This is a genomic window from Clostridium intestinale DSM 6191, assembly GCF_900130055.1.
Classification (GTDB): domain Bacteria; phylum Bacillota; class Clostridia; order Clostridiales; family Clostridiaceae; genus Clostridium_T; species Clostridium_T intestinale.
In genome coordinates this window covers 12,221-38,138 of sequence record NZ_FQXU01000008.1, presented here as the reverse complement: position 1 = coordinate 38,138, position 25,918 = coordinate 12,221, and the positions used below count along the sequence as shown (strand labels likewise).

Here is a 25,918-nt window from a genome sequence, read left to right as displayed (position 1 = left end):
CTTAGAGTTACAATCCTCAAATTATTGTATTGTTTTTTAGAATACGATTAATATGCATCATTAAATACAATGTCTCATCTTCAGTAATTTTTGAATTCAGCCTTTTATCAATAACTGCACTAATCTTAACTGCACATTCATATATCTTAGGAAGTTCTTCTTTCATAGTTCTAAAAAGTACACCATTATCATCTATAAATTGCTTCTTTTCTTCAATTCGTTTTAAATAATATCTTAAATGTATTACAAATCTATTGTAATTAAACCCTTTCCGATTAATCTTGGTATCAAATTCACCTTCAATAATTTCTGTAAGCTCTTCAATTAATTGCTCTGCATCTAAAGTCGCCTTTTCATTAACACTTTCTTCTTCTGCATTTACAAAATGCATTGCTATATTAGTAATTTCACTCTCAGGTAATTTCACTGACAATTTTTCTTGGACTAGTTTAACTGCATATCTTCCTAGAGATGTCTCTAATGGATATAGTTTTTCTACATCATAAGAAAATAACATCTTCATCTCTTTAAACTTTTCCATACGCTTTAATGCAAAATTTATGTGATCTGCAAGCCCAGGTAATAGATTAGGATTTAAATTACAATCAAGAGTCATCTGAGCTTTTTTAGCAATTATAGCTGACACTTCAAATATTTCTTCTGGTATTTCTTGTAGTAGCTTATAATAACTTTTATCCATTTTATAAAATGTCATAGAAATAGAGCTGAGATCTGTTATATGATAAGGCATTGATGGAAATCCTATTCCTTTTCCAAAGGCAATTAGTTCATGACCTTTCTTATCCAAGCAAACAGCTACATTATTATTGATTTTTTTGATAACCTTCATGAATAATCCTCCTATTATTTAAAGTGAATCACCTTGCTCTCTCCAGCTATAACTTGTTTATCCCCTTCTTCAATATCAAAATTGAAATTGTCACTATTTGTTATAATCATAGGTGTAATTAAGTTAATATTATTTTGTTCCATAAACCCTCTATCTATTTCAATAACAGGTGTTCCCTTTTTAACCTTCTTACCAGCTTCTGATATTACCTTAAATCCTTTTCCATTTAGTTCTACTGTATCAAGTCCAATATGTACTAAAATCTCTGCGCCATTTGTAGTAGTAATTCCAAAAGCATGTAAAGTACTCGCAATCATTGAAATTTCTCCATCACAAGGTGCACACACTGTATTTCCATCAAATCTAAAGCCTATACCTTCTCCCATAAGCTTATCTGCAAACATTTTATCTGGTACATTTTCTAGTGCAATAATTTCTCCAGTTACTGGTGCGTATAAATCATTATCTTTTTTCTTTTTAAATATATCAAACATATTTTTCTCCTTTACAAACAAAAAAACTCTCTTAGGTATTCAAAACAAGACAAAATAATTGTCGTTTTGGTAATGCCTCTAAGAGAGTAACAATCCTTATATTTACTTTAATAATATTACTAAATAGTATTAATAAAACGTTTAAATAAATATTAGCATTCACTAATAAACTTGTCAATACTATTCTACTAAATTTATATCATCCATTATATTCCTGTTAAATTCCAAGGATGCTATTCAACTATTCAATAGGTAGTCTACTTTTTCTTCTCACTCATTATTCACTTTTCCATTTAAAAAGTCAGCCTCATTAGAGACTGACCTTAAATTAATATCTTATTCCACTCCAGTATATATTCTCTTTCATTACAGCTTTTTCATTAAGCTCTACATCTTTTAAAGCCCATTTTTTATATTCTTCAAATCCTGTTCTATCGATAATATATCCTATATGCTCTTTTCCACCTGGAGCATCTTTATCTATATATTCAGTAACATAAGCATAAGTATTTATTATTATTTTTCTTATGCTATCTTCATCAGCCCATATTATAAAGTCTTCAGCTAATCTAGGATTTTTCTTACCTGTTCTTCCCATGATAGCTAGTCTATAATACTTACTTTCGCTTCTTGTCCATGCTCCTGTTGGGCATTTACCTACACATTCTCCGCAACCAATACATTTTTCATGGTCTCTTACAACCTTAAAGTTTTCGAATTTCAAGGCTCCTGTTGCTCTTTTCTTACAGTTAGTTACGCAAGCTTGGCAGCCTATGCATCTATAAGATTCGTATTGAGGCTCTGTCATTCCTATTATTCCGAAGTCATGCATTCTAACTTTCATACAATCATTAGGACATCCTGTTAAAGCAACTTTAAAGTGAAGATCATTTGGGAATATATCTTTTTCTATTCTTTTAGCAAATCCTGAAGTATCATAATTAGCAAAAGGGCAAACTCTATTCCCTATACATGCGGATACGTTTCTTGTTCCAGCTGCTGTATATCCCTTTCCTGGTACTTCTTGGTTTATTTCTAAACCTTCAATTATTGGTTGAAGAAGTTCATTTACTTCTGGAATATCTTCCATATCTACATCTGGTATTTCGAAACCTTGTCTTGTAGTTAAATGTACAGTTCCGTTACCATATTTATCTGCAATCTCTTGGATTAAGCCTAAGTATTCAGCCTTTAAATGTCCACCTGGAACTCTTACTCTTGAGGCAGTTAATCCTCTTTTTTTAGTAACTCTAAATGCATTCTTTTTTAAAGCTTTTGTATTTATATCTATCATAACTTCCCCTCCTTAATCTATTAAAGATTTACCTTTTGAATAATTAAATACTGGTCCATCAAGGCATATGTAAGTGTCATCAATTTTACAGTGTCCACACTTACCTACTCCACAGCACATTTTTCTTTCTTGAGAAATCCAAATGTTTTCTTCTTTAATTCCTAGTTTTAAAAATTCTGCTACGGTAAACTTCATCATCATAGGAGGTCCTACTACTATAACTTGTACAGAGTCTATATCTTTTATTTCAAGTTCAGGTACGTATTTTGTAACTAATCCTACCTTACCTTCATAACCTTCTTCTGCTCCATCTACAGTAATGATTAAGTTTATATTCTTTTCCCATTCTTTTATATCATCTTTAAATAAAATGTCTTTAGGAGACTTAAAACCTGATACTAAGGTTAAGTTCTTAGCTTCACTAGTATTTTTAGAGAAGTAATCTACTATTCCTTTAACAGGGGATAGTCCAGTTCCTCCAGCTACTACTACTATTTCTTTTTGCGCATAGTTTTCTACCTCAAATCCATTACCATAAGGTCCTCTCATAAATAGATTTTGACCTACATGGTATTTGAAGATTTCGTCTGTAACTACTCCAACCCTTCTTATGGTTAACTCTACATAACCGTCCCCAATTCCTGATACAGATATAGGCGCTTCTCCGTATTTTGGAAGTGATAATTCAAAAAATTGTCCTGGTTTAACATCACCAGCAAAAGATAATCTAAAAGTATATTCTATATCAGTATGTTGTTTTATATCTAATATCTCTGTTTTAAAAGGCATATACACATTGTTTTCCATTTAGCGCACCTCTTCCATAGCTTTTTCTAGTTTGTTTACACAGTTTGAGAAAGAAATATATTCTGGGCAAATATCATCGCATCTTCCACAGCCTACGCACATATGGTATCCCCATCTCTTTTTATAGTCATAGACCTTGTGTAAAACCTTAAACCTCATTCTTTGACCTTTATCTAGTCTAAAGCTATGTCCACCAGCCATATTTGTAAATCCATCTACATGACAAGAAGCCCAAACTCTTCTTCTTTCACCTGCCTTTGGATTATCCTTATAAAATATATCTTGTGTCGTGTTACATGTACATGTTGGGCAAACAAAATTACATCTTCCACAAGCTATACATCTAGCTGAATACTCTTTCCATACTGATGAATTCATTACTTTAAGATCTAAATCATCTGGAATATCCACTTTAGTTTCATTTTCTTCTACAAAGTCTGGAGTTACTTCTACTTCTTCTATCTCTATATTTTCTAAGTACTGTTCTAACTCCCCATCATTTGTATCAAATATAACCATGTCTCCATCTAATTTTATGTAAGCATCTTGTTCATCAGTTTTATTAGTGTTCATACTTACACAAAAGCAGTTGTCAAAACTTTTTTCACATCCTATTAATACGAATTTAGCTTTATCTCTTAATCTCTTATAGTAAGGATCTACTGCTCCATTTCTTAAATATATGTCATCAATTCTTTTTACTGAGTGCATATCACAGCTTCTTAAGAAAATTATTGCTCCTTTTTCCTCTTCTTTTGGTTCTATCCACTGATCTTCAGTGAAGTAGAACATAGTTTGAGTTATAGGTAATAAAGTTTCTTTATAAGAAAAAGCTGATTTTTTTTCGAATTCAACATCTCTGACATCTGTTACTTGGGCATATCTTACTATATCAGTATCCGAAAAAGTTCCTTTCCCTTTAAGTACTGTTGGCGCAAACACATCATACTTTCCTGAAATTTTCTCTAAAAACATATTAAATCCATCGATGTTCATTTTAAATCCCATAAGTTACTCCTCCTAAGGCTTTTATTCTTTTGATATTAGATAATAAGGTATAGCTAGTACCAGTGCACCACCTATCATATTTCCTAAAGTAACAAAAGAAAGATTATATATAAATCCACTTAAACTAACTGCTGCTGTATGTGGAATAAATAGACCTATTGATAAAAGCGTCATATTTGCTACACTATGCTCAAATCCTGTAGTTATAAATGCAAATAAACACCAGAATATCATTATTAATTTTCCTGTCTCTTCTTTCATCTTAAAAGAACACCAAATAGCTAAACAAACTAAGATATTACATAGGATTCCTCTAAAAATTAATTCATGAATAGGCAAAGCCATCTTTGTTGCTGAAGCACTAAGTATAAATTGTCCTACAGGTCCTCTAGCTAGTCCTGCTGCATAAAATGCATAAGCACCAATAATTGATCCTAAAAGATTTCCTATAAAACTAAAAATCCAGATTTTAATAGTATCTACTAATGTTACAGTCTTCTTTAAACTTCCAATCATCATAATAAAATTGTTTCCAGTAAATAGTTCTGAACCTGCCATTATTACTAAACTAAGTGCTACTCCAAAACTTAATCCCATAACTATTTTAGTAAATGGTGATTCCGCTGAAGCTAATATTCCTCCAATTGAGAAAATCAGCATAATACCTAGTCCAACGTATAGACCTGCAAGCATTGATGATAATAAATACTTCACCTTTCCACTTTTCAATAAATTACTTTTTGCTTTAGCCGCTTGGGCAACTTTGTTAATTTCTTCACTAAACATTTTTCATCTCCCCTTCTTAACTTTAATTTTAAAAGAGAGCACAAAAAAGGACTGTGATTTTTATCACAATCCCTTAAAAAAATATGAAAGTTTATCTTTATCTATTATAACTATTTTTTTGTTTATAAATTTTATAAGTTTTAAATCTTCTAATTGCCCTAATGCTCTAGATATTGTTTCTCTCTGGCTTCCAAATAAATCTGCTAAATATGTTATTGTTATATTTAGATCTATTAAAATTCCATCCTCAGTAGTTACTCCATAGTCTTTAGCTAACTTCCACAACTTAGCTGCAACCTTTTTCTCTATCTTTAATGGAGTTGTATTCTTAAGTTGTCTGTATAGTCTTCTTACCTTTATAGATAGTGAATTAACCACCGATATTGTAAGTTCAAAATCTTCTTTCATTAACTCTAAAAAATCCAGTCTATTAATTGTTAAAAGTTCTCCCTCTTCAAAAACTTCACAATTAATTGAAGATGGTAAATCATCTAGGATAACTTCATTTATTATCTTATCTCTACCTAAAATAAATATTACCTTTTTATTTGAGTTCTCTGATAATTTATATAAAGATATTTTTCCTTTTAAAACTATGTATACTGTATTTACTTCTTCTTTATCTCTAAAAATATGTTGCCCTTTTTTAGCAGCTACTTTTATTCCTATAGTGCTAAGCTTTAAAAGAGTTTCTGTCTTAAGATTTTTAAATAGTTCTAATTCTCTAAGTTCTTCCACACTTATCTTATTCACTATAATCATTCCCATCAAATTTAATAAGATTTATTATATCATATTAAATCTTATGGTTGTTACTTTTCTTTTGATACAATGTAATAAGGCACTGCTAATATTATAGCTCCACCTATAAAATTTCCCAAGGTTACAAATCCAAGATTATATATAGCTCCACCTAAACTTACTATGTCTCCGTGAGGAATAAATAAAGCTATTGAAAATAAAGTCATATTTGCTATACTATGTTCAAATCCTGCTGTTATAAAAGTAAATAAACACCAAAATATCATAATTAATTTTGCAGTTTCTTCTTTTAATTTGTATGTAAACCAAGTAGCTAAGCAAACTAATATATTACATAAGACTCCCCTAACGAATAATTCATGCACTGGTAGAGACATCTTAACTTCTGATGTATGTACAATAAACTCCCCTATAGATCCTTTAGCTAGTCCAGCTGAGTAAAAAGCAAAAGCTCCAATTATAGATCCCATAAGATTTCCTAAATAACTAAATAATAATATCTTTAATCCGTCTTTGATGCTTGTACTCTTTTTTAAGTACCCTATCATCATAACAAAGCTGTTTCCTGTAAATAATTCTGACCCAGCCATAATCACTAAACTTAATGCTACGCCAAAACTTACTCCCATAACTATTTTAGTTGCTGGTGAGTTTGCAGCACTTAAATATCCTCCAATAGTATATATAAGCATAATTCCTAATCCAACATATAAGCCTGCAAGCATAGCTAATAGCAGATATCCAAACTTCCCCTTTTTTAAAAACTCAGCTTTTTTTATTGACGTCTCTGCTACCTTGTTGACTTCTTCCCCGTACATATCACTTTACCTCCTAAGTATTAATTCTTAATAATGGGAATTTTTGATAATCATTTTCATTTAAGCATATATATTGTATCATATGTTAGTGAAACATTTAACCTCAATTTAATTTAAATATCATTACTTTTTACACCTTTATGATATATTTTACTTAATATATATCTTGGAGGCTGTTTAATGTTAAATGAATTAACTTCAATATTAAATACTAATAGTATTTTTACACTTTACCAACCAATAGTTTCTCTTTTAGATGGAGATGTTGTTGGATATGAAATTCTTAGTAGAGGTCCTGTAAACTCCCCTCTCCATGCTCCAAGTAGCCTTTTTGAAGTAGCTAAAGATTATAATAAAACCGCTGAATTAGAACTTCTTTGTAAAAAGAATACTAGTCATAATTTAAAAGATATAGGCTCATCTACTCTCTTATTTATAAATGTTGATCCTCTTGTTTTTGAAGATACAGCATTCAAACAATATATATTAAATGATTTTTTAAGATCTAAAAAAATACAGCCATCCAATATAGTTTTTGAAATAAACGAAAATACAAATATAACAAACTATGATGAATTTAATGCTTCATTAAATGATTATATTGATCACGGATATAAGATAGCTCTTGATGACCTGGGAACAGGTAACTCTGGCTTAAAGACCTTAACAGAAATAAAACCAAACTATATAAAGATTGATATGTACTTTATACGGAATATTGATACTGATTCTTTTAAACAAAAGCTTATTGAAAGTTTTGTTAAGTTCGCTAACTCAACTAATATAAAGGTCATTGCTGAAGGAATTGAAACTAAAGAGGAATTAGAAACCTTAATCTCTTTAGGTGTTTTTGCTGGGCAAGGTTATTATTTAGGTAAACCCTCTAATAAACTAGCCATTCTTCCTAAAACCTTGAAAGATTTTATTATTAATTGTAACAACAATAAAAATATCGATATAACAAAAATCTATTCACATTGTATAGGGGAAATAGCTAGAATAGATAAAGCTTTTCCTATGAATTGTTCCTGTAAATCAATTAAGGATTATTGTGATAACAATTTATTATCAGGTGTTGTAATAGTTGAAGATAATATACCCAAAGGTTTGGTTATGAAATATTCTCTAGACTCAGTATTAGCTACTCAATTTGGTGTTGCAGTATTTTCAAAAAGACCTGTTCGCTTAATTATGGATACAAATCCTTTAATCATAGATTATTTCACCTCTGTATATGATGTTTCTAGAATCTCTATGACTCGTAAAAGTGATAATATCTATGATTACATAATTATAACTAAAAATGATAAATATTATGGAGTAGTTACAATTCAATCCTTGCTTGATTTTACTACTCAGCTAGAATATAACTATGCTAGACATTTAAGTCCACTAACAGAGCTACCAGGTAATGCCTTAATTGAAAAAATATTATCTGATTCACTGAGGTCGAATTTATTTTGTTGTGTTCTTTATCTAGATTTAGACAATTTCAAAGTATATAATGATTGTTATGGATTTGAAAATGGAGATAAAATAATAAAATATACAGCTAAATTGATTGAAAGAGAAAGTCATAAATCGTTTTCTGATAAAGCCTTTGTTGGACATATTGGCGGTGATGATTTTATCTGTATGTTTGAAAGCTCCTTAGAAGAGTGTAACCTTTTATGTGAAAATATAATATCAGAATTTGATTTAGGGGTAGTGAATTTTTTTAACGAAAAAGACTCCAAAAATAAATATATAGAATGCTACAATAGAGCTGGTAATAAAGATATCTTTCCTCTTACATCAATATCTATAGGTGGCTTCTTTGGAAATATAAATAATTTCAATAACACAGAAGAACTAGCTATGTTTATGTCATCGATGAAAAAGGAGGCAAAAAAAATAGAAGGAAGTTCTTATATAATAAATCAAATGTAAAAGCTATTAATACTATTTACAGCATTAATAGCTTTAATTTTATTTCTTCTCTGCTTTTATTATAAATGGAACAGTTATAACTGCTATATTGGGTCTCTTTAGAAGAGTTTGCTTTAAAAATACCGCAGTTTGGTTATGCAATATTTCTCCCCACCAATTTTGTGAAGTAAATTGAGGAATTACTACTGTTACTATATCCTTATCTGTTGTACAGAATTCATCCGATTCTATAAAGCCAACTAATGGCTCAACAACTTCTCTATACTCATGTTTTTTAATAACCAAAGGAATATCTTTATAATATTTTTCCCATTTAGTTTTTAATTTTTCTGTCTCTAAATCATCTACAGATATATGGAATCCTGTTATATCACTAGATAAACATTTAGCAAAATTTACAGTCTTTACAACACTTTCATTCAAAGCACCTACTGGAACTATAAATCTTTTTGCAACTTTTTCATTAAATTCAGGGAAATAATTATTATCTAAACTTAACTGTTTAGCAACCTTTCTATAATGCCTCTTTATTCTCTTCATTAAGAGTATAAATGTCGGTACCAATATAAATATAAGCCAAGCTCCATGGACGAATTTATTAACTGAAATTACGACAGCAGTTATAAAAGTTATTGCAGCACCAAACCCATTAATAAAAGCTTTATGCCTCCATCCATTTGATTTTGTTCTAAACCACCTCATAACCATCCCACTTTGTGACAAAGTAAATGATACAAATACACCTACCGCATATAATGGTAATAATAAATGGTTCTCTCCTTTAAATATTATAACTAATATTGCTGCAGATACTGCAAGAAGTATTATCCCATTAGAATAACTTAATCTATCTCCTCTTTTAGCAAATTGTCTAGGTGCATACCCATCTTTTGCAATAAAAGAAAGTAATAGCGGAAAATCTGAAAAAGCAGTATTAGCGGCCATAATAAGAATTAAAGTTGTTGCAAATTGCATAACAAAAAATAAAAATGTATTTTGTCCAAAAACTTGAGCTGCTATCTGAGATATTACAGTCCTATCAAAGTTTGGAACCGCATGATATATACTTGATAAATAAGACATTCCACCAAATATAAGTACAACTATTATAAATAATAGATATAATACTTTCTTAGCATTTTTAGTTGCAGGCTCTTTAAAGTTTGGAACTCCATCACTAACAGCCTCTATACCTGTTAAAGCTGTACACCCTGCTGAAAAGGCTTTTAAAAATAATATTAAAGTTAAATCACCCATTTGAGATGCTACAACATCTACATTTTTAGGTTCTATATGTAATATAAAGTATTTGAAAAGTCCTACAGCTATCATAAGAAATGTCATTCCTATAAATAAGTATGCTGGTAGACTAAATATCTTAGCTGATTCTCTTATTCCTCTTAAATTACCTACAGTCATTAATATTATTATAATTATAGTAAGTTCAATTTTAATAGGAAGTAGACTTGGAATTGCAGATGTAATTGCTGCAACACCAGCGGTAGCACTTACTGCAACTGTCAATATGTAATCTATTGTTAAGGACGCTCCCGCTATTAAGCTTGGAATCTCTCCTAGATTTTCTTTTGAAACAATGTAAGATCCTCCACCTTTAGGATAACTATCTATAGTCTGTCTATATGAAAAAACTAATATGCTAAGCAAAGCTATTATTGCAAAAGCTACATAAGTTAAATATTGAAAGGATGCAAGCCCTAGTATAGGAACCATTACCCACAATATTTCTTCACAGGCATAAGATACAGATGATATTGCGTCAGATGATAATATCGGTAACCCTTTAAAAACTGTGAACTTTTCATGATGGAGCTGCGATGATTTAAGTGGTTCACCGATAAGATATCTTTTTAGTTTGAACATATTAATATAACCCCCGTTAGTAGTTAATATTTAAATTTATGAGATCATCAAATTTTAGCACCTATTGTTTATTCCTTCAAAATCATCTGATCAATCTAAACCCACGAAAATCAATACATCATTGAGCATTTTAACTATAAATACCTTAGCCTCACCCTACTAACCTAAAAAGCCCTTAAAATCACCATCTATATATCAAATATTTTTATAAATTAAAAAATCTGTGAAACAAGGTATATAAACACCTTATTTCACAGATTAAATTACAAAATATTATCTCTTTCCTTTTTCATATGGAACACCACTTGCTTCTGGTGCTCTTGTTTTACCAACAAATCCTGCTAAAGCTATCATTGTTAATACATATGGGAAAGCAGAGTATAGTTCAGTAGGAAGATTTAATCCTAATAGTTGTGATTTTAGTTGTAATGCATTTGCAAAGCTGAATAGTAAACATGCCCATAGAGTTCCAACAGGTTTCCAGTTACCAAAGATTAAAGCTGCTAATGCTATAAACCCTCTTCCTGCAACCATTCCATCTCTATATAAAGGAGTACTTCCTAAGGATAAAGCTGCTCCTCCTAAACCTGCTAACATACCAGATATCATTACACATATATATCTAACTTTAAATACATTTATACCTAAAGTATCGGCTGCTTGTGGATGTTCTCCAACAGATCTTATTCTTAATCCCCATGGAGTTTTATACATTATAAAATGAGTTGCTATAACTGCAATTATAGCTAAATAAACAAACCAGTTTAGCTCAGATATAAACTTTCCTATTATAGGTATGTCTCTAACTGTGGAAGAGACTTGGTATATTAGTCCATTAACAGACTCTGTTTGACCACCTTTGCCAAACAACTTAAATATTAAAAATGCTGCTAATGCCTGAGAAAATAAATTTATAGCTGTACCTGAAATAACCTGATCTGCTTTTAAAGTTATACTTAAAAACGCATGAATCAGAGCAACAATGCCACCTGCTATAACAGCAATTACAACACCTATAAGTGCACTTCCAGTAATATGGGAACCATATACACCAAAAAAAGCTCCTATTATCATCATACCTTCAAGTCCTATGTTAACAACTCCAGATTTTTCTGAAAAAACTCCTCCGAGTCCAGCAAATATAAGTGGAGTTCCTAACGCTAAAGTGGAGGCTAAAAGTTCTAAAACAACATTAACACTAGCCATTTGTCATTGCCTCCTTCTTCTTTTTCTTTTCTGCATAATATTTAACTATATAATCTGTAGCAACAAATATTATTACTATTGCTTGTATTAAATAAACAATTTCTTTTGGAATACCATTCAATTGAAGTGTCTTTGAACTAGCATCAAGAGCTCCAAATAAAACTGCTGCAAATATACATCCTATAGGATTACTCTTTGCAAGTAGTGCTACTGCCATTCCTGTGAATCCATATCCAGGAAGCACACTAAAGTCATCCATATAATACTTTCCACCAGCCAAATGAGTAGCTCCTCCAAGTCCAGCTATAGCTCCTGAAATGACCATAGCTAACACCATGTTCTTAGATATACTTATTCCGCCATATTCAGCACCTGATGGATTTAAACCAACGGCTCTTAACTCATATCCAGTAGTTGTTTTCCATAAAAACCAAGTTATAAATATAGCCACTACAATACCAATTATTATACCGAAATTAGCTTGATATTTGTCAACAAATCTAGCTATTTTTGCACTATCTTGAATTAGTGGTGATGAGTTTTTTCCTGGAACACCAAAAGGAGTTCTAAGTATAACAAAGTTAACAAGATAAAGACCTATATAGTTCATCATAATTGAATTAATTACTTCATTAGTTCCAATTTTAGCTTTTAAGAATCCAGGCACAGACCCCCATATGGCTCCACCTAAAATACCAGCTAATATTACTAAAGGTACATGTATGATTGCAGGCAATCCTGGAATTACTCCTACTAAAGCTGCTGCTAGCATCCCTACTAAGAATTGTCCTTCTACCCCTATATTAAATAGTCCTGTTTTAAATGCAACTGCATTTGCTACCCCTGTAAAAACTAAAGGAGTAAGATAAAATATTGTATTTAATGTATTCATCTGACTTCCGAAACTACCTTTCCATACAGTTCCGAATAGATCAGTAAATGCTTGAAAATAGTTTAATATAGAATATCCCTTTGCCCACATTACAAACAGAGTAGCCACAAACATAGATACTACTATAGCAAAAAGAGGGAAAAGTACAGGTTTTATAAATTGAAATATTTTATTTTGATTATCTGATTTATTACTCAAGAGTTTCCACCTCTTTCTTATTATCCTTTAAACTACCACCTGCCATAAGTACTCCTAGCTTCTGTTCTGTGGCATCTTCTCTATCTAACACATCTACTATATGTCCATCGTACATTACAGCTATTCTATCTGAAAGTGATAATATTTCATCTAACTCTAAAGAAACTAAAAGAACAGCTTTTCCGTTATCTCTTTCTTGAATTATTCTCTTGTGTATGTATTCTATTGCGCCAACATCTAGACCTCTTGTAGGTTGACATACAATTAGTAGATCTGGTTCCTTAGATATTTCTCTAGCAACTATTAATTTTTGTTGATTTCCACCAGATAATGATGCAGCTGTAACTTCTTCATTAGGTGTTCTAACATCAAATTCCTCAATTAATTTTCTAGAATGTTTTTTAACTTCTGGATAATTCATAACAATACCCTTAGAAAAAGGTGCTTTTGTATGAAGTCCTAATATTGAATTCTCAAATAATGAATACTTTAGTATTAGTCCTCTTTTATGTCTATCTTCTGGAACATGACCTACGCCTGATTCCATAATTGCTTTAGCATTTTTATTAAATACATCTTTTCCATTAACTAAAACACTACCTGATGTTGCCTTTCTTAACCCTGTAACAGCTTCTATAAATTCAGACTGTCCATTCCCGTCAACTCCAGCTACACCAACAATTTCCCCTGCACGTACGCTTAAATTTAAACTTTTAACTGCAGGTACTCCTCTATGATCGTTAACTTTTAAATCTTTTACGTTAAAAATTTCTTTTCCTGCTTCTGCTTTTTTCTTTTCAACTACCAAATTTACTTTTCTTCCAACCATTAATTCTGCAAGTTCATCTATATTAGTTTCTTTTGTATTAACAGTACCAGTAACTTTTCCTCTTCTTATTATAGTTACCCTATCACTCATGCTCATAACTTCTTTAAGTTTATGAGTTATAAGTATTACCGATTTCCCTTGCTTCTTTAAATTATCTATAATAACACCTAACTCCTCTATTTCCTGTGGAGTTAGCACTGCTGTAGGCTCATCTAATATTAGTATTTCAGCTCCTCTATAAAGAGCTTTTATTATTTCAACTTTTTGCTGTTGACCAACAGTTATATCTTCTATAACATCATTAGGATTTATCTTAAATCCATATTTTTTAGAAACTTCCTTAACGTCTTCTATGGCTTTATTCATATCTATTTTTAAGCCTTTTTTAGGTTCAGTTCCTAAAACTATATTTTCTGCAACTGTAAAATTATTAACAAGCATGAAATGCTGATGTACCATACCTATACCTAAGCTTATTGCATCATTAGGGTTGTTTATTTTTACAGCATTCCCATTAACATAAATATCACCTTTTTCTTGTTGATAAAGGCCATATAAAATGTTCATTAAAGTGGTTTTTCCTGCACCATTCTCTCCCAATAACACATGAGTTTCGCCCTTATTTAAATCAAAATTAACACTATCATTTGCAACGGTACCTGGGAATATCTTAGTAATGTTTTTCATCTCTACCACTTTTGCCAATTTAAATCTCTCCCATTCATAAAAACTTTTTGAGGCTCATAAGAGCTAGACAACCGCTTATCTAGCTCTTACAAAATAAACCAATTATTTAACTTCTACTGGTTTGAAACTCTTTAATTCCTCTAATGTAGAAGGAACAGTTATTTTTCCATCTTTTATAGCTGTTTTATATTTTTCAACTAAATCTAAAACATCTTTAGGAGTGTTTTTGCTTGAAGTTTCAGCTATATCAATAGCTCCTTCTTTAATTCCTAAGTTAACACTAGTGCCACCTTTGAAATTACCATCTACAACACTCTTAGTACCTTCATAAGTTGCTGTATCAACTCTCTTAATCATTGAAGAAAGTATTATGTTTGCATACTCTGGAAGAGTCTTAGCTTGATCCATGTCAACTCCGATTCCCCAAACTTCTTTACCTGCATTTTTAGCTTCTTGGATTGCTTGGAACATTCCTACTCCAACACCACCTGCTGCATGATATATAACATCGCAACCTTTGTTCATAAGGTTTTTAGCAGCTTCTTTACCTAATGTAGTATCTCCAAAACTTTCAGCATAAACTACAGTTCCTCTGCTCTTTAATTCAGCAGCAGCTGCTGGATTAACAGATTCAACTCCAGCTGCAAAACCAACTTCAAATCTATTTATAAGAACTTGGTCTTTTCCGCCTATAAATCCAATTTTATTTGTTTTAGTCATCTTTCCTGCGATTACTCCCATTAAGAAAGATCCTTCTTGTTCCTTAAAGTTATAAGAAACAACGTTTTTCTTATCAACAACTGTATCAATTATAGCAAATTTTGTATCTGGATATTTATCTGCAACAGCTGTCATTGCTTGCTCCATTTGATATCCAATTGCAAACACTATGTCTGATCCATCTGCTACTAGAGCATCAAGATTTGATTCATAGTCATCTTTTGATTTAGCTTCTATTGGTTTATATCCAACCTTAAATTCATCAACAGCTTTCTTTATACCTGTATCAGCTGATTGGTTGAAGGATTTATCGTTTAAACCACCTTCATCTGTTGTTAAACCTACTTTAATAGTTTTAGTGTCTCCACCTTTAGCAGCTCCATTATCTGTTTTAGCGCAGCCTGCAAATAATGTAGTCGCTACAACTAACGCTGAAATGGAAGAAATTAGTTTTTTATTCATATTCCATACCTCCAATGTGTTATCGCTTACGCCTTAAATATATTACAGTAATTGGTTGTAGTCAATGATAATTTATTGTAAATTACCATTAATTTTAATTTTTATTTAAAAAAATTGTACACTTTAATCCTAATGTTCGTATTTTTCAATAAAATACCTAGGTTTTCACATATATTTTCATATGAAAATTAATTAAATCTTAACATAAAGCAATTATTATTAATATAATAGGCTATTTACGTACGTCTTTTTATTATTTTAATAATTCTTTAAAAAACTATATTTTTTCAAAAAAATTTCTAGATTTTTTTATATAAATTTCATTTATCCATTAATATTTATACCCTAAAATTTAATAATTATTTATTCCAAATTTATTAAATATTTCACAACTATTTTACTTTATTATTTCATTAAATTTTTCAGAATTTCTTACTGGATTAAAATCGTGTTCTGTCTTAGCATATTCGATAACAGACTTATCCACTTCTATAGCTTTACTTAGGTATAAAACAGTATTTTCTACATCCCCTCTTCTTCCATAAATACTAGCTATACCGTAGTAAGTCCAAGCCCCTTGTTCAACTTCAAGTGCTTTATCATACCACACTAATGCTTCTTCAAAACGCTCATACAACTCATAATTTAGAGCCTTATTAAATCTAGCATATCCAAAGTCAGGTTTTATCTCTAAAGCTTTATCTATATCTTTCATACCATCATCAAAGCTTCCATTGTATGCTTTTGTTATTCCCCTTATATTGTAGGCCGAATACATACTTGGATTTTCATTTATAACTTCAGTAGCTATATCTATAGCATTCTTATAATTTTTAGAAAAAAATTCATCCTTAGCTTTTTGAACTTTTTCTTCTAACTTCTGTTCTTGTTCCTTTTCTTTTGCAAGCTTTTCCTCTTCTTCTTTTTGAATTTTTTCTTGCTTTTCCTTTTCTTCTTTTTCAACCTGTTCTTTGATTTCTTGTTGTTCTTTTATTAACTTTTTATTTTCAATGCTTTGACTAACTAATACTCCTACAGCTATCAGTATTAAAACAAGTAATATTACCATTTTTACCTTTTTATTTCCCGGCAGATTTATTCTAAACATACTTCCTCCAAAATCTATCTATAATTTATTCACATAATTATTTTATCATTTACCTTATAAAAAAAGAAGAGACTCGGTTTCTGCATAACCAAGTCTTTGAGTGTAGTATACTAAATATAGGTTTGGAGGTTTTTTAACTAGCAAGATATACTGTTATCTAAATAATATATTCTTAGTTGCCAATAAAAATATATTACTTAGAATAGAATTCAACTATAAGTTGTTCGTTGATAACTATTGGAAGTTCAGTTCTGCTTGGAAGTCTTAGAAAAACTCCTTTGAAGTTTTCTTCTTCCTTAGAAATGTATGGATATGAATTTAATATATTACTACTAAATATATCTGTGAACATTTCTGTTTTTCTAGATTTTTCTCTTAATATAACTTCATCTCCAGGGCTTAATCTGTAAGATGGTATATCAACTTTGTTGCCATTCACAAGAAAATGACCATGATTAACCATTTGTCTTGCTTGTCTTATGGAGTTGGCAAATCCCATTCTATAAACCATATTATCTAATCTTGATTCAAGAATAAATAAAAGTGTTTCACCTGGAACTCCTTTACTAGAGAATGCTTCATCAACATATCTAGCAAATTGTTTTTCCATTACTCCATAATAGGCTCTTAATCTTTGTTTCTCAAGTAATTGAACTCCATAGTCTGAGAGCTTTTTGTCAGCTCTTCCTGTACCTTTTGTTGCTCGCTTCATTGCTTTAGGATGACCGATTACGTTTAAGCCTAGTCTCCTACAAGTTTTAAAACGAGGTCCCATCATTTTTGCCATAGTTACCTCCAAGAATATATTTGATATGTAGCTATTTTATCACACTAATTCACATATTGATAATGAATATCAATATCTTTTTGCTTCTGTTTGTTAAATTAGCTTTCATTATCTTCAGATTCCTTTAGTTTTCTTATCTACATTACTTTTATTAATAAAGTACTGATATAAAACCATTGATAAGTTTTATTTCCAAAAGGAATTTAATGGAGCCTGAGAAACGGCTCCTACAGAGTTCGCCCAGCATGTTTGTCGAGCCGACAGACTGAAAGAAGTCTGTGTCGCCGACCCGATAGGAAGACAACCCAACAGCAAGTGCACTACGGGTAACGGTAGTGTATGAAGGAAGCTTTAGGGGACACATGGAACATAACGAAAGTAAACCAATGTTGGCTAATAGAGTGGATGACCTTGCTCTGTATGGGGAAATCCTAAATTCGGTTGAACTCTATTAGTTATGATGGATGGATTCATGTGAGGCAGATAAACTTAACTGGGGAAGCCCTATACCATCTCATTGAAGAGTAAATCTAAACAAGTCGAGAGACAAGAATAGTCTATGTGGTGTAGGGTGGCAGACGATTCCGTAGTAGTTATTAATTCTGAGCCAATGAAAGATGGTAACATACTGGAGGAGAAAACTCAGAAGATATTGTACATATCGTTACAATAGGCTAATTGTAATCAAAAGTTACTATTAGTTGCGAAGGGATGAAGGTAAATCGAAGTTAGTTATACTTGATACAAATTTAATGTAGATAAGGCAAAGATAAAGAAAGTTGAAATACTGGAAGGAACGGCTCATGCGGGGTAAAAGAAATCATCTGCATAGTACGTCCGTGCCGTGAACACTAACTATTTTATATAATGAAGCAGGTATATTGCTATAAGCTAGAGAAGCCGCTTCAAATAGTGAAATAAAGGTCTATCTACATGCGAATTATATTTAAGGAAACTAAGCAAAACTAAGAAAGGAGGACACAATGAAGAAATATTATAGTCTAATAGATAAGATATATGACAAGAATAACATACTAAAGGCGTTCAAGTTAGTAAAGAAAAATAAAGGAGCTCCAGGAATAGATGGAGAAACTATTGAATGCTTTGAATTAACACTAACGGATAAAATAGATAAAATTCATTGTGAACTCAAAGAAGGTAACTACAAACCAAGTCCAGTAAGAAGAACTTACATAGACAAGGCTGATGGAACGAAAAGGCCGTTAGGAATTCCAACAGTCAAAGATAGAGTTGTACAACAAGCTATAAGAAATATTATAGAGCCTATATTTGAACCATTCTTTCATCCATCTAGTTATGGCTATAGACCTAATCGCTCCTGCCAAAAAGCAGTTGCTAAAGCAGAAAGATTTCTAAATAAATGGGGTCTTAAGTATGTTGTGGATATGGATTTGTCTAAATGCTTCGATACCCTTAATCATGAACTTATAATCAAAGGAGTAAATGAGAGAATCAGTGATGGAAAAGTGTTAAAAATAATTAGAAGTTTTCTTGAAGCTGGAATATTAGAAGATGGAGCATTTATGGAAACTCCTATCGGAAGCCCGCAAGGGGGCGTGATATCACCGCTACTAATGAACATATACTTAGACAAATTTGATAAAAAGATGATGGAGAGAGGCATTCGAATAGTAAGATATGCTGATGATATATTGGTGTTTGCAAAATCTAAAAGGGAAGCTGGAAGATATAGAGAAACTGCAACTAGAATATTGCAAGAAGAACTACATCTTACTGTTAATTCTAAGAAAACACATATAACCAATGTTGATGATGGAGTGCCATATCTAGGGTTCATAATTAAAAGAAATACTCTAAGTATACATCCCGATAGAGTCAAAAAATTCAAAGATAGAATTAGAGAACTCACTCCAAGAAATAGTGGAATTAATCTTGAAACATACATAAAGAGATTGAATCCAGTACTTAGAGGATGGTGTAATCATTTCAGGATAGCTAACTGTGCAGGGATATTTAAAGCGTTAGCAGGATGGATTAGAAGAAGACTAAGAATGAAACAAATGAAAGAGTGGAAAAGCTATAAATCTCTTCATAAAATTCTTAGAAGAGCTGGGTATAATAATGATCTTAAAAAGATAAGGATGACAAGATGGAGAAATTCAGCTAGTCAGCTAATTAGTAAGGCACTTCCAAACGCTTGGTTTGATGAAATCAAACTATTTGACATATCTAAAGTAGAAACCAAAGTTTTGCATCTTTATTATGAATAAAGATGGAGATTTGCCAAGAGCCGTGTGCGTGGTCCGCATGCACGGTTCTGTGAGAGGAAAGACCTCAGGATTTTTTTCCTGAGGTTCACCTACTCGATTTAGAAGTGCTTAACTTCTTATTAAACATAGTATTTTAATGACTCTAATGAGCTTGAGAAAAAGTCTTAGAAATAACATATTTAGAAGTTTTTCTCCGAAAAAAAGTTATCGAGAAAAAGATTATTTAAATCTTTTCTCGATAACTTAATTAATATTTAATCTTCTAATGTAAAACTCTTATCATTAAGTTTAAAATTACCTTTTAATCCATCTGTTAAGTATACCTTTGAGTCTTTAGTTACGAAAATAGCTTCTGCTCCTTGTGACTTAACAAATTCCTTACCTTTATCTATTCCCATACAGAAGGATTTTGCCAAAGCATCTCCATCTATCGACTTATCTGTAACTATTGTAACACTAGCTAAATTATTATCCACTGGATATCCTGTTGAAGTATCTAAAATATGATGATATCTTTTCCCATCTGGTGCAGTGTAATATCTTTCATAAATACCAGATGTAACTATTGTTTTGTTAACAACTTCTATGGTTGCTAAGTATTGGCCTCTTTCGGTGTTAGGATTTTGTATTCCTATCTTCCAGTCATCACCATTCACCTTTGATCCAAGTGTTAATATATTTCCACCTAAATCTATTATTGCATGTTCTACTCCATTTGCTCTTAAAGCATCTGCAACAGCATCTGCAGCATAACCTTTAGCTATTCCTCCAAGATCTAATTCCATTCCAGGATTTTTAAGCATAACTTCTTTTGTATCTTCTTTTAATAATACATTTTCATAATTTACTAGCGGACGCTTACCATCAATCTCTAACTTTGCAGGTACCCTTGCATGATCTGTATTGATTCCCCAAAGCTTTACTAATGGTCCTATGCTTATATCAAATACGCCTTTCGTAAGTTCACCATAAGACTTACCTTTTTGTATTACATAAAAAGTATCATCTGATACCTTAACATACCCTTTTCCTGAATTTCTATTTACCTCAGATATCTCACTTGTTTCGCTACTAGCATTCATCCTGCTATCAACTTCTTTTAATACATCAAAGGCTTTATCTAGTACCGTTTCTGGAACATCATCATATATTGTTACCTTACATGGTGTATCTAATAATATATCACTTTTAGATATTGGTTGAAAATCTGCTTTTTTATTACCACAAGATATTAAACCCAAGCTCATAATTAAACTTAATCCAAGTATAAAAAAGGACTTTGTTTTTCTATTCTTAATCATTTTATTCCTCCGTATAATAATAACTTTAGTTACTTATCTTTTGTTATTTTAACACAACCAATTCAAATTTAGAATTGGTTATCTATAATTAATATGTTACAATATATTAAATTTAGCAGGAGGAGTATTTATTATGCATTTAACAAAAATTCATCATATTGCTATAATATGTTCAAATTATAAAGTGTCTAAAAAGTTTTATACTGAAATATTAGGACTTAAAATTATTCGAGAAGTTTATAGAGAGGCTCGTGATTCTTATAAACTAGATTTATCAATTGGTGATAGTCAAGTAGAACTATTTTCTTTTCCAACCTCTCCTGATAGACCAAGTTATCCTGAAGCCTTGGGTTTAAGACATTTAGCATTTGAAGTTGATAATATTGATGAGGTTGTTTCTGAACTTAAATTCCATAACATAGATGTAGAGTCTATACGTATTGATGAGTTTACAGGAAAGAGGTTTACCTTCTTTAGTGATCCTGATAAACTTCCTATTGAATTATATGAAAAATAAATTGTCTGAATATTCTTGACTTCTTCTTTTATAAACTATACAATAGAATAAATAAAAAATAATTAAAGACTGTGATGAGGAGGAGTATATATACTCTGGAAACAAAGAAAGGGAATGTTGATGAAAATTTCCCATGAAGGATATATAGAAGGTAGCCTCGGAGTTGTTAATGGAAATGTAAAGAGTAGAATTAAACGGAGTCCCACTGTTAAAAGGGAAGTAGTATCGGTAATAGCTTTATTAACCTGTACTATATTAAGAGTGTATTTTTATATACAAATCAAGGTGGTACCGCGGAGATATATCCTTCGTCCTTATTATTAAATAATTAGGACGAGGGATTTTTTATTTTATAATAAAGGAGATTTTGATATGAAATTAAATGGGGCACAAATAACTATCAAACTTTTAGAGTTGCATGGTATAAAAACCATAGCAGGAATTCCTGGAGGAGCAAATCTTCCTCTATATGATGCTTTATATGACAGTAATATTACGCATATACTTGCAAGACATGAGCAAGGAGCTGCATTTATAGCTCAAGGTATGACACGATCTACAGGAGAAGTTGCTGTATGTTTTGCTACTTCTGGACCAGGGGCTACTAATTTATTAACTGCTATAGCAGATGCAAAACTGGATTCTGTACCAATAATTGCAATAACAGGTCAAGTTCCCTATTCTGCTATAGGAACAGATTCATTTCAAGAGGTTGATACCTATGGTTTAACTATTCCTATAACAAAACACAATTTTCTTATAAGATCTATTTATGAACTATTTTCTATAATACCAGAGGCCTTCAGACTTGCTAAGGATGGAAGACCAGGACCTATAGTTATTGATATACCTAAAAATATTCAAACTCAGGTAATAGAAATTGACTGTTTTCCTGATTTAGAAGTTGAAATAACAGATGACAAAGCTACTACCCATGGTGTTTCAGAAGCAGTTGATTTAATTCAAGCCTCTAAAAAACCTATTTTATATATAGGAGGTGGTATTGTTAATTCAAATTCTTGCTCTGAAATATATGAGCTTTCAAAAAAGAACTCAATACCTGTTACCTCAACGCTTATGGCCTTAGGGTGTTTTCCTTGTGATGATCCTCTTTATCTTGGAATGCTTGGAATGCACGGAGCTAGATACACTAATATGTTGTTAAATCAAGCCGACTTAATAATAGCCTTAGGTGTAAGATTTGATGATAGAGCTGTTGGTAATGTAACTAAATTCTGTCCTAATGCTAAAATAATTCACATCGATATTGATGAATCAGAAATAAATAAATTGAAACAAGCTGATTTATCTTTAGTAGGAGATATAAATTCTTTCATAAGGGCTTTAACCGCTGTTATACCTAATAACTCAAGAGAAGAGTGGTTAAATACCATTGAGGATTTTAAGCTTAAGTTTCCACTAGCCTTACCAAAAAAAGAAGATATATTTCATCCCATGAATATAATAAAATATGTTTCATCAATAGTAACTAAAGAGGCTATAATATCCACTGATGTAGGTCAACATCAGATGTGGGTAGCTCAAACTTATCCTTTTAACAAACCAAATACCTTACTTACTTCTGGTGGGTTAGGTACCATGGGGTTTGGGTTACCAGCTGCTATAGGTGCTGCTTTAGCTAATGATGACAATGAAGTTATCTGCTTCTCTGGAGACGGCTCAATACTTATGAATATTCAAGAGTTAGCTACTTTAAAGGACTTAAATCTAAATATTAAAATAATAATCCTTAATAATGGAAGATTAGGTTTAGTAAAACAACAGCAACAACTTTTTTATAAAGAACATTATATTGCCTCTAAATTTATATCCAATCCTGATTTTACTTTAATAGCTAAGGGGTTTGGAATAGATTCCTGTGATTTAAGTAAAGAAGATAATCCTATGGATAAGCTTAAAGAAGTATTGTTAAAAACAGGCCCATATTTAATAAACATCCCAATTGACCCTACATCAAATGTATATCCTATGGTTCCACCAGGAGAATCAATTGACAAAATGGTTGGAGGTGAAAGCTATGCACAATAATAATGATATTAAATCCTTACACAATAATAACCATATAGCTATAGAATTACTAGTTAATAATCATCCTGGAGTGATGTCTCATATAACTGGCTTATTTTCAAGACGGGCATTTAACCTAGAAGGGATATTGTGTGGTTCTATTGGCGATGGTTCTAAGAGCAAAATGTATCTATTAGTGAAAAATGATGCATTTTTAGAACAAATAATTAAGCAGGTAAGAAAACTTCATGATGTATTGGATATTGAGGTTTACGAGGATTATGATGAGAGTATTTTTAGAAATCCTGAAAGATTTTTAAATATTGAATAACCATTAAAATATAAAAAGGTGAACAATCATTTAGAAATATCTAAATTGTTCACCTTTTTATGCTTAGTATACAAGCATAATTTTCCCCATTTTTTAACCTGCACTTTCCTCAAAGTATATGTTAGAAAACTCAACATTCATCGTCTCTACCAATCTATTCTCCATTAAATTTCCAACGTCTACATTTTGTTCTTCCGTTTGTATATCAGGAAGTGAAACAATAAATCTACTGCCTTCACCTTCTTTACTTATTACATTTATATCCCCACCTAATGCATTAACCAATAACTTAACGAGGCACAATCCTATTCCTGTCCCTTCAGAACTTCTAGTTAACTTATTATCTGCTTGACCAAACCTATCAAAAATTATCTTTTGTTTGTCCTTCGCTATGCCTACTCCTTCATCTCTAACCTCTAAAACAATCTTATCTTTTTTTTGATATATATTTATATATATTTGTTTACCAGATTCAGTAAACTTAATGGCATTCGATAATAAATTTAGAAGTATTCTTTCATATTTTTCGTCATCGAGAGCTATTATTTTTTCATTAAAATCTGATGAAAAGGATAGTTTTATCCCCTTTTTCTCCGCAAATAAATTTACAGACTCAGAAATAACTTTAGTAACTGAAACGATATCTAGATTTGTTCTATTGAGTTTAAGATAGCCCGAATCAGCTTTAGTTATATCTAAAAGGTTATTAACTAATCTTAGTTGCTGCAAAGCTGACTTATTTATCTTATTTATATATTTAATAGAAGTGGGTGTTAACTCATTTTTACATATAGCTTTTATCAACTGAATTGCTGAGGTTATTACCGTAAGTGGAGTTCTAAACTCATGGGATATAAAAGAAAAGAAATCCTTCTGCATAATTAATATCTTCTCTAACTCCTTTTTCTTAGCTATCTCTGGAGTAACGTCTACTAATACCAATATTATCTCTTCTATTTCACCCTCTTCATTAAGTATAGGATTATATATAATATTCTCATAGTAAGTTTTATTTCCCTTAACAATTTCACTATTTTTAATAAACACTGCTTTTCCTGTGTCTTTCATATCATCTATTAATAGCAAATGTTCTTTTAGTATCTCCTCTGGAGTTATTCCAGTCTTAACTAAATACTCTGATGCTGTTTTATTATATCCTATTACCTCATAGTATGGATAAGATATTCTCCATATAGGTAACTGAAGATTATCAATCAAATTCAGGAAATTATCTCTTTGTTGTTTTAATTTCTCTTCGTAATATATACTATCTGAATACTCTCCTGATTCGCTTATTGATTTAAAATTATTATAAAACTCTTTTGCTTTCTTATTTAAAAAAGTAATATTATTATTGCTATCTAAAAAAACTAACCCTTGCGAAACATCTTTAATGATACCTGTTAATCTATTTAATTTATCTTTATCAGCCTTATCTTCAAAATTATTTATTTCCTTAAAAAAATAAATAATTTCTTCCTTAGGCAATTCAATTTTACTAATTTCAATTTGTTTTAACTCGTTATTTTTAGTTTTTAATTTGACCTCATTGCAACCATACTCTTCATAAATCTCTAATACTTCAGCTACTCTCTCTATATTGTTTCCAATTAATTCATCCATATTATAGCCAGTTAATTTTTCGAAAGAACCATTACCTCCGATTATATTATTATGGTAAGTAATCAAATATGGAGAATTTGTATTGCTAGCCCTTAAAATACCATTCAAAATAAACATCTCCTATCTCATAAATTGTTCTATATATGTTTTTCACTCAACTTGCTTAAGATAAAAATGCTTTATCCTTAATTAAAACAAATTTGATTTTATCAAAAACCAATAACAGCTATTTAGTAAAAAATTGTATTAAATAAATCAACTATTCTAATATTACCATAATTATCATATTAATTTAATTACATCCTTAAATTAATTTAAGAAATATAAAAACTGCTTTAAAATAGCTCT

General features: G+C 30.9%; 22 protein-coding genes and 1 other annotated feature. Of the genes, 5 read left to right on the top strand and 17 right to left on the bottom strand.

Annotation, left to right across the window (positions count from 1 at the left end; translation table 11 throughout):
- Positions 1 to 16: 16 nt before the first annotated feature.
- From BUA92_RS12960 to BUA92_RS12925, 8 genes are all read right to left on the bottom strand, one after another.
- A complete protein-coding gene (locus BUA92_RS12960; protein WP_073020097.1) occupies positions 17 to 850 on the bottom strand; it encodes a PRD domain-containing protein in 834 nt (277 codons plus the stop codon).
- Positions 851 to 864: 14 nt separating this feature from the next.
- Positions 865 to 1,344, bottom strand: coding sequence for a PTS sugar transporter subunit IIA (locus tag BUA92_RS12955; protein ID WP_073020096.1), 480 nt, complete (start codon positions 1,342 to 1,344; stop codon positions 865 to 867).
- Between the two features lie 328 nt (positions 1,345 to 1,672).
- Positions 1,673 to 2,635, bottom strand: a complete 963-nt coding sequence (gene asrC / locus BUA92_RS12950; RefSeq protein ID WP_073020543.1) for a sulfite reductase subunit C — start codon at positions 2,633 to 2,635, stop codon at positions 1,673 to 1,675.
- A gap of 15 nt (positions 2,636 to 2,650) precedes the next feature.
- Positions 2,651 to 3,445, bottom strand: coding sequence for an anaerobic sulfite reductase subunit AsrB (asrB, locus tag BUA92_RS12945; protein ID WP_073020095.1), 795 nt, complete (start codon positions 3,443 to 3,445; stop codon positions 2,651 to 2,653).
- Positions 3,446 to 4,453, bottom strand: coding sequence for an anaerobic sulfite reductase subunit AsrA (gene asrA / locus BUA92_RS12940; protein ID WP_073020094.1), 1,008 nt, complete (start codon positions 4,451 to 4,453; stop codon positions 3,446 to 3,448).
- 21 nt (positions 4,454 to 4,474) lie between these two features.
- Complete coding sequence (locus BUA92_RS12935; protein WP_073020093.1) at positions 4,475 to 5,239, bottom strand: formate/nitrite transporter family protein; 765 nt, start codon at positions 5,237 to 5,239, stop codon at positions 4,475 to 4,477.
- A gap of 63 nt (positions 5,240 to 5,302) precedes the next feature.
- A complete protein-coding gene (locus tag BUA92_RS12930) occupies positions 5,303 to 5,992 on the bottom strand; it encodes a Crp/Fnr family transcriptional regulator (RefSeq protein WP_139259343.1) in 690 nt (229 codons plus the stop codon).
- Positions 5,993 to 6,051: 59 nt separating this feature from the next.
- Positions 6,052 to 6,819 (bottom strand): formate/nitrite transporter family protein, encoded by a 768-nt coding sequence (locus BUA92_RS12925; RefSeq protein ID WP_073020092.1) that lies wholly within the window; start codon positions 6,817 to 6,819, stop codon positions 6,052 to 6,054.
- Between the two features lie 180 nt (positions 6,820 to 6,999).
- Between BUA92_RS12925 and BUA92_RS12920 the strand changes: the two genes are divergently transcribed.
- Positions 7,000 to 8,748: a GGDEF domain-containing protein gene (locus tag BUA92_RS12920; protein ID WP_073020091.1), complete on the top strand. Its 1,749-nt coding sequence runs from the start codon at positions 7,000 to 7,002 to the stop codon at positions 8,746 to 8,748.
- 39 nt (positions 8,749 to 8,787) lie between these two features.
- On the opposite strand, the gene BUA92_RS12915 is transcribed toward BUA92_RS12920, so the two are convergent.
- The 7 genes from BUA92_RS12915 to rpsD form a co-directional block, all read right to left on the bottom strand.
- Positions 8,788 to 10,629, bottom strand: a complete 1,842-nt coding sequence (locus BUA92_RS12915; RefSeq protein ID WP_073020090.1) for an APC family permease — start codon at positions 10,627 to 10,629, stop codon at positions 8,788 to 8,790.
- Positions 10,630 to 10,902: 273 nt separating this feature from the next.
- Positions 10,903 to 11,835 carry an ABC transporter permease gene (locus tag BUA92_RS12910; RefSeq protein WP_073020089.1) on the bottom strand — a complete coding sequence of 311 codons (933 nt, stop codon included), beginning with the start codon at positions 11,833 to 11,835 and terminating at the stop codon, positions 10,903 to 10,905.
- Positions 11,828 to 12,925 (bottom strand): ABC transporter permease, encoded by a 1,098-nt coding sequence (locus tag BUA92_RS12905; RefSeq protein WP_073020088.1) that lies wholly within the window; start codon positions 12,923 to 12,925, stop codon positions 11,828 to 11,830. The genes BUA92_RS12910 and BUA92_RS12905 overlap by 8 nt, the downstream gene beginning before the upstream one ends.
- Positions 12,918 to 14,459: an ABC transporter ATP-binding protein gene (locus BUA92_RS12900; RefSeq protein WP_073020087.1), complete on the bottom strand. Its 1,542-nt coding sequence runs from the start codon at positions 14,457 to 14,459 to the stop codon at positions 12,918 to 12,920. Before BUA92_RS12900 ends, BUA92_RS12905 begins: the two co-directional genes overlap by 8 nt.
- Positions 14,460 to 14,543: 84 nt before the next feature.
- Positions 14,544 to 15,623: a BMP family lipoprotein gene (locus BUA92_RS12895; RefSeq protein ID WP_073020086.1), complete on the bottom strand. Its 1,080-nt coding sequence runs from the start codon at positions 15,621 to 15,623 to the stop codon at positions 14,544 to 14,546.
- 397 nt (positions 15,624 to 16,020) lie between these two features.
- The gene (locus BUA92_RS12890; RefSeq protein WP_073020085.1) at positions 16,021 to 16,731 is read right to left on the bottom strand and encodes a tetratricopeptide repeat protein; all 711 of its coding nucleotides are present in this window, start codon (positions 16,729 to 16,731) and stop codon (positions 16,021 to 16,023) included.
- 193 nt (positions 16,732 to 16,924) lie between these two features.
- Positions 16,925 to 17,518, bottom strand: a complete 594-nt coding sequence (gene rpsD / locus BUA92_RS12885) for a 30S ribosomal protein S4 (RefSeq protein ID WP_073020084.1) — start codon at positions 17,516 to 17,518, stop codon at positions 16,925 to 16,927.
- Between the two features lie 983 nt (positions 17,519 to 18,501).
- Here rpsD and ltrA point away from each other — a divergent pair.
- Positions 18,502 to 19,770 (top strand): group II intron reverse transcriptase/maturase, encoded by a 1,269-nt coding sequence (ltrA, locus tag BUA92_RS12880; RefSeq protein ID WP_073020083.1) that lies wholly within the window; start codon positions 18,502 to 18,504, stop codon positions 19,768 to 19,770.
- A 254-nt stretch (positions 19,771 to 20,024) separates the two neighbouring features.
- Here the strand turns inward: ltrA and BUA92_RS12875 are convergent, their stop codons facing one another.
- Complete coding sequence (locus tag BUA92_RS12875; RefSeq protein WP_083553516.1) at positions 20,025 to 21,071, bottom strand: FAD:protein FMN transferase; 1,047 nt, start codon at positions 21,069 to 21,071, stop codon at positions 20,025 to 20,027.
- Between the two features lie 133 nt (positions 21,072 to 21,204).
- Here BUA92_RS12875 and gloA2 point away from each other — a divergent pair, with 133 nt between their 5' ends.
- From gloA2 to BUA92_RS12855, 3 genes are all read left to right on the top strand, one after another.
- A complete protein-coding gene (gene gloA2, locus BUA92_RS12870; protein ID WP_073020082.1) occupies positions 21,205 to 21,588 on the top strand; it encodes an SMU1112c/YaeR family gloxylase I-like metalloprotein in 384 nt (127 codons plus the stop codon).
- Between the two features lie 62 nt (positions 21,589 to 21,650).
- Positions 21,651 to 21,907, top strand: a binding site (T-box leader).
- A gap of 53 nt (positions 21,908 to 21,960) precedes the next feature.
- Positions 21,961 to 23,637, top strand: a complete 1,677-nt coding sequence (gene ilvB, locus BUA92_RS12860; protein ID WP_073020080.1) for a biosynthetic-type acetolactate synthase large subunit — start codon at positions 21,961 to 21,963, stop codon at positions 23,635 to 23,637.
- Complete coding sequence (locus BUA92_RS12855; protein WP_073020079.1) at positions 23,627 to 23,947, top strand: ACT domain-containing protein; 321 nt, start codon at positions 23,627 to 23,629, stop codon at positions 23,945 to 23,947. The genes ilvB and BUA92_RS12855 overlap by 11 nt, the downstream gene beginning before the upstream one ends.
- Before the next feature lie 93 nt (positions 23,948 to 24,040).
- Here BUA92_RS12855 and BUA92_RS12850 read toward each other — a convergent pair whose 3' ends face one another.
- Positions 24,041 to 25,678: an ATP-binding protein gene (locus tag BUA92_RS12850; RefSeq protein ID WP_175550906.1), complete on the bottom strand. Its 1,638-nt coding sequence runs from the start codon at positions 25,676 to 25,678 to the stop codon at positions 24,041 to 24,043.
- Between the last annotated feature and the right edge of the window lie 240 nt (positions 25,679 to 25,918).

Excerpts from the sequence above, each read along its gene's own strand:
- BUA92_RS12920 (WP_073020091.1), top strand. The coding sequence starts at position 7,000 with ATGTTAAATGAATTAACTTCAATATTAAATACTAATAGTATTTTTACA.
- BUA92_RS12855 (WP_073020079.1), top strand. The coding sequence starts at position 23,627 with ATGCACAATAATAATGATATTAAATCCTTACACAATAATAACCATATA.
- BUA92_RS12875 (WP_083553516.1), bottom strand. The coding sequence starts at position 21,071 with ATGATTAAGAATAGAAAAACAAAGTCCTTTTTTATACTTGGATTAAGT.
- BUA92_RS12955 (WP_073020096.1), bottom strand. The coding sequence starts at position 1,344 with ATGTTTGATATATTTAAAAAGAAAAAAGATAATGATTTATACGCACCA.
- BUA92_RS12915 (WP_073020090.1), bottom strand. The coding sequence starts at position 10,629 with ATGTTCAAACTAAAAAGATATCTTATCGGTGAACCACTTAAATCATCG.
- asrB (WP_073020095.1), bottom strand. The coding sequence starts at position 3,445 with ATGGAAAACAATGTGTATATGCCTTTTAAAACAGAGATATTAGATATA.
- ltrA (WP_073020083.1), top strand. The coding sequence starts at position 18,502 with ATGAAGAAATATTATAGTCTAATAGATAAGATATATGACAAGAATAAC.
- BUA92_RS12925 (WP_073020092.1), bottom strand. The coding sequence starts at position 6,819 with ATGTACGGGGAAGAAGTCAACAAGGTAGCAGAGACGTCAATAAAAAAA.
- BUA92_RS12960 (WP_073020097.1), bottom strand. The coding sequence starts at position 850 with ATGAAGGTTATCAAAAAAATCAATAATAATGTAGCTGTTTGCTTGGAT.
- rpsD (WP_073020084.1), bottom strand. The coding sequence starts at position 17,518 with ATGGCAAAAATGATGGGACCTCGTTTTAAAACTTGTAGGAGACTAGGC.
- ilvB (WP_073020080.1), top strand. The coding sequence starts at position 21,961 with ATGAAATTAAATGGGGCACAAATAACTATCAAACTTTTAGAGTTGCAT.
- BUA92_RS12895 (WP_073020086.1), bottom strand. The coding sequence starts at position 15,623 with ATGAATAAAAAACTAATTTCTTCCATTTCAGCGTTAGTTGTAGCGACT.
- BUA92_RS12935 (WP_073020093.1), bottom strand. The coding sequence starts at position 5,239 with ATGTTTAGTGAAGAAATTAACAAAGTTGCCCAAGCGGCTAAAGCAAAA.
- gloA2 (WP_073020082.1), top strand. The coding sequence starts at position 21,205 with ATGCATTTAACAAAAATTCATCATATTGCTATAATATGTTCAAATTAT.
- BUA92_RS12890 (WP_073020085.1), bottom strand. The coding sequence starts at position 16,731 with ATGTTTAGAATAAATCTGCCGGGAAATAAAAAGGTAAAAATGGTAATA.
- asrA (WP_073020094.1), bottom strand. The coding sequence starts at position 4,453 with ATGGGATTTAAAATGAACATCGATGGATTTAATATGTTTTTAGAGAAA.
- BUA92_RS12910 (WP_073020089.1), bottom strand. The coding sequence starts at position 11,835 with ATGGCTAGTGTTAATGTTGTTTTAGAACTTTTAGCCTCCACTTTAGCG.